Here is a 2,662-nt window from a genome sequence, read left to right on the forward strand (position 1 = left end):
ATTAATATTCAGTGATAATTCTACTTCCTCTGAACCGAATATTTTCACTTCCTGAGTAAGTGAGTCTGAAGTTCTTGAAGCTAAGGAATTTTCTTTCATATCTCATGTAGATAATAATTAGATTATTTACTATACTAGCGATAAAAAGTCTGCGGTTGTTCTAGCTTTACTTCCTGATATTTAGAATCCGAGAAGGTAACGGCAAGAACGGATGGCAAAAGGCATAAAGAGCTAACCTCTCAAGCAAGGACTTGTGGAGAATTTACAATAAGCGGCAATGAACTTACTTAAACCAATACATATAAAAGCTGCCTGAAATTTCATACAAACTCTTTTTCACAATTTTTTTTGAATATGAAAATGATACAGTTAGCTTAGTGAGCTTACAGGAAGTTTATGAAAATTAAAAATCAAATTTAATGAATTTATCGCTCAAATCGACGTAATGGTATTTATTTGCGTTTGTCGGATTAGTAAAAAATGCTGAAGTGTGCAGTTTTAGTTACTACCAGCAACCGCAAAATTGATGATAATCCATTAGAATACGAATTCAGGATTGATTCTTAAGGAAGATTGACTAAAAAACTACTTAGGAGTCAAAGTAATGACTGTGGATCTAGCTGAAAGATAAAGTTGCCTTCAGACATGGAAGAAGTGTATATATTCATGGGAATATTCTGAATTCTGACTTAATAATATGAACACAAATTTCACTCAGAAATTCTCTCAACCCATAGTAGAAAAAGTTGCGATTGTCGGTGCTGGTCCAGGCGGTTTGGCTGCTGCGATCGCACTAAGAAGCCAAGGGATAGAGGTGCAAGTATACGAAAAAGCCCAAGAATTTCGTCCGGCGGGAACTGGACTAGGGCTAGCTCCTAATGGCTTGCATTCTCTAGATGCGATCGCACCGGGAATTGTCGAAACCCTCAAAAGTTCAGGATGCGAGGTTCACCACACGGTTTTAAAGAGTATTCAGGGAGAAACAATTCGAACTAACGCAACTAAATATCTAGAACAATACGGACAACCGTTATTAACTATTTGGTGGTATCGTCTACAGCAAGTCTTAGCATCAAGATTGCCGTCTGATATCATTCACCTCAATCATCGCTGCATCGGCTTTCAGCAAGATGCAAAGGGTGTGGAAATTCATTTTGATGGTGAAAAATCGGTAGATGCAGATTTACTGATTGGGGCTGATGGCGTTAACTCCGTCATCAGAGAAACTTTATTTGGCGAGGGTAAGCCTAATTATATCGGTAGTATGTGTTGGCGTGCCGTCATTAAGTATCGCCACGAGCTATTTAATGACTATGAACTAGTTTTTGCCAAAGGCAATCAACAGTTTATGTACCTTCTGAATGTAGGCGGCGGCTATACCAGTTGGATTAGTCGGAAGTTCTCGCCTGAGTACTCCCTTTCACACAGCGCTGATGAAGTGAAATCTCGTATTCTCCATGAATTAGCTGACTGGGATGAATCCTTTCGGGTGGTGGTAGAAGCGACACCAGCCGAGGAAATTTGGGAAGGCCCAATTTGCGATCGCCCACCGTTAACTCAATGGAGTCAAGGCAGAGTCACTCTCTTAGGCGATGCGGCTCATCCAATGGCACCTGCAATGGGACAAGGAGCCAATACCACTTTTGAAGATGCATACCAACTGCGAGAGTGTTTTTCTGATTCAGCTAATCTCCAAGAAGCTTTGACTAGCTACCAACAGTGTCGCATCGAGCGGACAAAACTCATTCAAGCTCGTAGTGCCTTGAGTGAGATGCGTTACTACGACATTAACACTGTGGCATCTAATGGGCAGACGCAAGAGCGGCAAATGAGTCCTAATGATGATTTTCACAAATGGGTGTACAGCTTTAAGCCATCTGTAAAAAGTTAAATTCTAGTGTGCTATTAGTAAAGTTACTTTGAGCGCAACTAGCGAATAAAGTCACAAAAAGACCTAATCTTATCGAGTAATTTTAGCCTATCAGAAGTGACTGTTTTTAGTCAAGCCCTCAAACACAACTAATTCATTGAATAATTGAGAATTACTCGCACAAAATCAACATAACTTAATCAAAGTGTTAATTTTTATAAAAAGCTAATGGCGATCCAATACAGTTTAAAATGAGCAACAAAACCCAGATGTAGAGACGCGATTTATCATATCTTGAAAGACCAATTATCTACATCAATAACCCTTAACTAAAACGTATTGGATCACTATTAGCTTTGTGGGGGAAAGTGAGGTATTAAATTTCATTTTATAGTTGCTAATTTACCCCTCTTTTTGGTAGATATTGAGCGTCAGTAATCAGTTTAGCGTCTATTTTTAAGTTCCTGAAAATTCTCAATTGTCAAAAATATTTCTTCATCAGCTATTCGACTATCGTAATCTATATTAATTTTAGTTGGATAGCCGAGTTGAGCATTATATTCTACATCCAGGTTGGATGCCTTACGGTTGATAGCATCTTGAATCACATTAAAGAGTTCAGGAACTGTGTCGTATTTTTGAAAGAATTGCGGATTAACTGGTTGACCTCTAGCTACAGAAGTGATAGAAGTTGGTTGACCATTACGTACTCGAATAACTACTGGCCCTCTAGCATCTGGTATACAGAAGCAACTGTTGCTAACTGTAATGCGATAGTTATAAATATTTGCC

General features: G+C 38.8%; 2 protein-coding genes. One reads left to right on the plus strand and one right to left on the minus strand.

Translation table 11 applies throughout. The features are described 5' to 3' along the window. Positions 1–697 precede the first annotated feature (697 nt). Complete coding sequence (locus tag IQ229_RS23350; protein ID WP_194047849.1) at positions 698–1,891, plus strand: FAD-dependent oxidoreductase; 1,194 nt, start codon at positions 698–700, stop codon at positions 1,889–1,891. A 422-nt stretch (positions 1,892–2,313) separates the two neighbouring features. Here IQ229_RS23350 and IQ229_RS23355 read toward each other — a convergent pair. Beyond that, the coding region (locus IQ229_RS23355; RefSeq protein WP_194047851.1) for a DUF6174 domain-containing protein at positions 2,314–2,662 on the minus strand (349 nt) is incomplete at its 5' end.

Origin of the sequence: Nostoc cf. edaphicum LEGE 07299, assembly GCF_015207245.1 — a bacterium.
GTDB lineage: Bacteria > Cyanobacteriota > Cyanobacteriia > Cyanobacteriales > Nostocaceae > Nostoc > Nostoc edaphicum_B.